This window comes from Flavobacterium sp. (genome assembly GCF_043720215.1).
Taxonomy (GTDB): Bacteria; Bacteroidota; Bacteroidia; order Flavobacteriales; family Flavobacteriaceae; genus Flavobacterium.
Genome location: NZ_JAYSSZ010000021.1, coordinates 1 through 5,862, shown reverse-complemented (window position 1 = coordinate 5,862; position 5,862 = coordinate 1). Strand labels below are relative to the sequence as shown.

The 5,862-nt window shown below is 30.2% G+C and carries 4 protein-coding genes; all 4 read right to left on the bottom strand.

What is annotated here, in order from left to right; genetic code table 11:
* Positions 1 to 159 precede the first annotated feature (159 nt).
* On the bottom strand, positions 160 to 480 hold the full coding sequence (locus ACHZC3_RS00950; RefSeq protein ID WP_394758003.1) for a hypothetical protein: 321 nt from the start codon (positions 478 to 480) through the stop codon (positions 160 to 162).
* Between the two features lie 28 nt (positions 481 to 508).
* Positions 509 to 2,746 carry a T9SS type A sorting domain-containing protein gene (locus tag ACHZC3_RS00945; RefSeq protein WP_394758002.1) on the bottom strand — a complete coding sequence of 746 codons (2,238 nt, stop codon included), beginning with the start codon at positions 2,744 to 2,746 and terminating at the stop codon, positions 509 to 511.
* A gap of 111 nt (positions 2,747 to 2,857) precedes the next feature.
* A complete protein-coding gene (locus tag ACHZC3_RS00940) occupies positions 2,858 to 3,610 on the bottom strand; it encodes a LytR/AlgR family response regulator transcription factor (RefSeq protein ID WP_394758001.1) in 753 nt (250 codons plus the stop codon).
* 87 nt (positions 3,611 to 3,697) lie between these two features.
* On the bottom strand, positions 3,698 to 5,862 hold a 2,165-nt coding region (locus tag ACHZC3_RS00935; RefSeq protein WP_394758000.1), incomplete at its 5' end, for a histidine kinase.

Here is a 5,862-nt window from a genome sequence, read left to right as displayed (position 1 = left end):
ACATACTGTAGTCTTTTTGGGTACGCTTTACATAGCGAGGTTCCTGGGTGTTTTCCATAACGATGAATTTATGTATCGCTATTTTAGGACAAGACATTTATAATACAAAAAAAGCTCCTGTAAAAACTGGAGCTTTTTTTTGTAATAATTTCAAAAGAATTATTTCATTAATTCAGATAGTTTTAATGTTTTTCCGCACATATCGGCAGTAATTACAAAAATAACATCTCCTTTTTTGCCACTATCAGCCCATCTTACTTCTTTTCCTTCATTACATCCAATACTCGTTTTAGATCCTTTATTTAAAGAAACAAAACCAGTACCTGTATAGATAGACACTTTGTCTTTTGTGTCATTTATTAATGAAAAACTACTACTAGTAGTTATTTCAGTTTTAATAACATTTTCAGACGGATTATTTATAATACTTCCAAAAGAAGAAAGTACAACTAGACTAAATAACAAAACAATTTTTCTCATATTTATTTATTTTTAAAGTTTAAATATACTAATTTTTTATTATTTTTTTAGTTCCTAATTTACCATCAATGGTTTTAATTTGCATTAAATAAATTCCATTAGATAAATCTGAAATATCAATTTTAGAAACATTCGATTTTATGATTGCTCTCCCTTGTAAAGAATAAATTACTACTTCATCTATATCTTCATCGCTTTCTACGTTAATAATACCGTTGCTTGGATTTGGATAAACCGAAAAATTAGAAAATTCTTTAAACTCGTTTGTTCCTAATACAGAACCATATTCGTAACAACCCAAATCGACTGTGGTGTTGTGTATTCTATTGTTGCCAAACAAATCGGTCGTTGTACCTGCTGGCAAATAAGCATTATTTCCTGCGTCAATGGCAAGAGAACCAGCTCCAAGTTCAAAAGTAGCCGATAATAAAGGATTTGAACTTAGTCCGCCTAATTGCCCGTTTTGTGATATTGTGTTTAATAATGTTGGAAAAACCGTACCTACAATAGTAAAAGGAGTTATACTTCCGTTATTATATATAATACTATTTTTAAATCTTACAGTAGAAGCATTGTCTCCTCTTATTACATTTCCTGACATTCCTATATTTGAAGAGAATGTAGAATTAATAATATCAATATTCAATCCGTTCGCAGTTCCTCCTGTAGCACTTGCACTCAAATATATGCAAGAGGCCCCAGAAGTAGAAGTGTTATTGTTAAACAAGCAATTTTTTAATTCACCAGTTGCATACCAACTAAAAGTGTTAGTTCCTGCATATAAAATTTGAGCATTAGTTCCCGAAAAATTATTTTTAAAGATACATGAATCGAAATTAGCAGTATAACTTTGAGTAATTACCCCACCTGCATAATAAGGAGCAACAACCCCTGTGTCTGATCCTGAATTTTTTTCGAACACACAATTTGCCACATCGACGGAAATATTATCACCAGTTGTATATGGATTTATATAAATCGCTCCACCTCGAGTATGGTAAAATTGTAAATTGCCTGCACCAGTAGTAAGAGTTCCTCCATTGGCATTTCCTCCAGAAATGGTAAATCCATCGATGGTAATATCTTTTATATTACCACGAACCGATATTACATGGTATAAGTTATCTTGTCTTGTCGCTTCTGTAGCATTTATTGTTGCATTATCGTTTCCATTCACATCTCCGCTTAAAGTTGTAATGTTAATTTTTGGATTTCTTTGAGAAAGAAGTGTTTCAGTTCCGTTAAAGCCACCATACATTTTTAGAGCGTTTTTCATTAAAAATGTTGAAGTTCTTAATGTTCCAATAGGTTTGTAAGAACCTGCGGCTACCCATACTTCGTTAACCGAAGTAAATGGAGTAATGGCAGATTCTAAATTTGTAAAAGCATCTGCCCAAGTAGTTCCGTTATTAGCTCCTGTTGCAGTTGCATTTACATAAATTGCAACTTTTGGTTTATCTTCATTAAACAATAATTCTATATCTGAAACATTCAAAGTACGCTCGTAATATCTAATCTGGTCTATCCCTTCTTGATAATCTAGATACGAAAGGTCAGGGGCTTTTCCGATTGTTAATAGTTTTGTTGGAGTAATTGCTCTAAAAGTGTGTGATTGAGCAGTTAATAGACTAGGATAATCCGTTTCTGCATCACTACCAACCCATACATTATCGACATACATCGAATAAGTATAAGTGGCTACGTAACTTGTAAAAGATCCTGCGTACGAAAAAGTTCTTGTAGAACTTAGTAAACAAACAACATGATGCCATTGCCCATCGTTAATAACAGGACTTATTACTTGGCGTATACCACTATTTCCAGAAACGGATGTAGAACTCCAACTGCATTGTCCGTTAAAGTAAATTTTTCCGTCTTTAAGAGCAACACTAAAACCAGCTGGATTTACTGCGGTATTGTGTTGGTCAAAAACATATCGTTTAGGACTTTCGTTGGTGGTGGTTTTTACCCAAAAGCTAATGGAATAATTATTTACAGATGCGGCATTAGTACCTCCAGCAGTAAAAGAATCTCCATTTAAAGAGATTGCTTTACTCGTTTCTCCATTTCGGTCAGTGATAATATTTCTTGCTGTTCCAGTAGGAATCAACGTTTGATTTCCTACTTGTAGTAAAGGATTCACGTCACTTGTTAGTACACCATTTGTAAATTTGTAGTCTTTTATAAGTCCTGTAGTTGGGATTTGTGCTTGTATTTCAAAAACACTCAATAAGATTGAAATAATAAATAGTAAGCGTAGTTTCATAATTGTTAGATTTAATATTTGCAACAAATTTCTATCTAACGTGGTGTTTTATTTTTACTTTCTTTCTGAAAGGAATGTTTTTTTTGCTGAAATGAAGTTTTCTATTTTTTATTAAAAAACATTTTGGATCAACTGAATAAACTCTTCCTTTTTTTCTTTGGCAATTGGAATGGTTTTATTGTTTTCCATAATGAGATGAAAACCGTCTTTTTTAGAAAATTCTTTGATGTATTTTAGGTTTACTAAATAGGAGCGATGTGGCTTGTAGAAAAATGCTTTGTCCTCTAATTGCTCAACAAAATGTTTCAATGGTTTACAAATTAATTGAGACTCATTATTTTTCATATACACTTTAGTGTACATTCCGTCAGCCTCAAACAAAATAATATCATCATGAGAAACAAAAATAATTCCTTTAGGTATTTCTAATGCCATTTTGTTAAGAGATAATTGCTGAAAAACTTTTTTTAAATCATCTAATTTATTGGTAATACTACTTTTTTCAATTGCCGTTTTAGCCTTATCAACAGCGCTTTTAAATTCTGTGATATCAATTGGTTTCAAAAGATAATCGATAGCTGAAAGTTTGAACGCTTGAATAGCATATTCGTTGTATGCAGTAATAAATATAATTTGAAAATTGATTTCTGAGGATTCAAAAAAATCCATAATTTGTAGACCAGAATGGTTAGGCATTTCGATATCTAAAAAAACAATATCGGGTTGGTGTTCTTTGATTAAAGCCACACCAGACTCTAAATCGGAAGCTTCCAGATGAGAAGTGATTTCAGGGCATTGCTCGAGAATTAAAGTACTTATTAATCGTCTTGCTTTATTCTCATCGTCTATTATAATTGCCTTCATTGTTTCTTATTTATTACAAAAATCTACTTTAAATTAATATTACAAAGATTTTCTTTCTGAAATGCTGTTTTTTATTTCTAAAGCTTTTTATTTGAAAGGCATGGTAATTACTACTTTTGTTCCTAATGATTCCATTTTTTCATCATATAAATCTTCAATATGAACACTTGCTTTTTTGATTCTAGTCTTATTAATCAATTCTATTCTTTTCTCATTTGCACTTGTGGCGAAAGATTTATGCAAATAGGCTCTTTTATTGTTTAATTCTGTCGATGCTTTTCTCCCAATTCCGTTGTCTAAAATAATACAAATCAAACTATCTTTCTCTTTATTTAATTCAAATGAAATTGACAAAATTCGATTTTCTTTTTTATGCAAAAGCCCATGTTTTAAGGCGTTTTCAATATAAGGTTGAATAAACAAAGATGGAATTAGAATGTTATTGACATCTATTTTATCATCAATAATAAAACTATATTCTAACGAATCCTCAAATCGGTCTTTTTCTAATTCTAGATACAATTGTAAAGCTTTTAATTCTTCTTTTAATTTCACTTCGCTTTCTCTACTGTGTTCTAAATAAATACGAATTAGCCTTGAGAATTTTACTAAAAAAGCACTAGCAGTTTGTTTTTCATTCGTTAATATATATTCTTGTATAGAGTTTAAAGCATTGAAAATAAAATGAGGATTCATTTGAGAGCGCAAGTTTTCTAGTTGAGAATAGATAAGTTCTTTATCTATTTCAGCTTTTTCAAGTGCTATTTGTTTCTCCATATCTTTTCGTCGAAGTTGTAATCTAAAATAAATCCAAACCAAAAAGATGATTACAAATGAGCTTATTAGATAGAACCACCATTTTTGCCAGAAAGGAAAAGCGACATTGATTTTTATGTATTCTATTTGAGATTCAATATTATTTTTATTAATAGATTTCACTTCAAAAACAAATTCTCCAGAGGGTAAACTAGAATAACGGACAAAATCGATGCCTTTGTCTAAAGTTAACCATATATTATTTAGTCCTACTAAGCGATATTGATATACTATGCTCTCAGAGGATTGAAAACTATTCGTGTTAAAAATAATTTTAATACCATTTTTATCAAAGGCTAAATTGTATTCTTTTTTTAGAATGGTATCTCTTTCTTGTATACTAATATTGGTAATACTGACTATAGGTTTTGAATAGGTTTTGAAACACTTGTCTTTTTCTAATAAATAGATGCCTTTATTTGAAGATATGAAAAGCTTGTTTCCTAAAATTTCGATATCAGATATAGAATAGGTGTCTAGTCCATCATTTTTGGTAATATTTCTAAACGATTTATTTTTTACATCTAATGATTGAAGACCTTTTTCTGTTGTAATCCATAAAGTATTCCCATCACTTTTTAGTTTTCCAGTTTGATTAGAAAGTAATCCATTTAGAGTCGTGTAATTAAAAATAACTTTATTATTCTTTATTCCTAATATGCCATCTTTAAATGTCGAAACCCAAATGATATTGTCTTTGGTTTCGGCAAGATCGATGGCGAAAATTGGCTGTTTTTTATATCGAATGATGGTTTCTTTTAAGTTCGTGTCGAATTGGATTAATTCATCAACAAAACCAACATAATTTGAATTGTCTTTCGAACTATGCAAACAAGTATATGCTCTTTTAAATCGAATGTCTTTATTTGAATAGGGAGGTTTTGTGTTTATAAAGCTTGGTTTATCGTAATTTAATACCTCTGATTTTTTTAGAGTACTTGAAAAGGGATTTTCAAGAATACTTGCTCTATCATAACTTGCATTCAATATAGAATTATTATTAGTTATTGATGCAGATTTGGATGCTTGAAAGAAAGGTAAGTTGGTAATTTTTCCAGAGCTTAAATTCCATAAATAAGATTGTGATTCTTGGCTAATAAAAAGTGTTTTATATTGAAAATTATAGACTAGTTGTGAAACCTTTGTTTCTGATAATAATGAGAATGGATTACTTTTAAATGTGTCAGAATTCAATGTTCCAATTATTCCATTAGGAGTACCAAAAGCGAGGTGATTATTATTTACACTACAAATAGTACTGATTTGTATAATATTATCTGGAAGCGTCACTTTTTTTATATAAATATTAGGCATCACAAAAACTCCATTCCTTAAACTAGTAAACCAATAATTATGATTCTTGTCTTTTATAATTTTTGTGACATACTCGTTCGGCAAGTAAGTATTCTTATAAGTTAATTTTTCTCCATTCCAAG

Excerpts from the sequence above, each read along its gene's own strand:
- ACHZC3_RS00945 (WP_394758002.1), bottom strand. The coding sequence starts at position 2,746 with ATGAAACTACGCTTACTATTTATTATTTCAATCTTATTGAGTGTTTTT.
- ACHZC3_RS00950 (WP_394758003.1), bottom strand. The coding sequence starts at position 480 with ATGAGAAAAATTGTTTTGTTATTTAGTCTAGTTGTACTTTCTTCTTTT.
- ACHZC3_RS00940 (WP_394758001.1), bottom strand. The coding sequence starts at position 3,610 with ATGAAGGCAATTATAATAGACGATGAGAATAAAGCAAGACGATTAATA.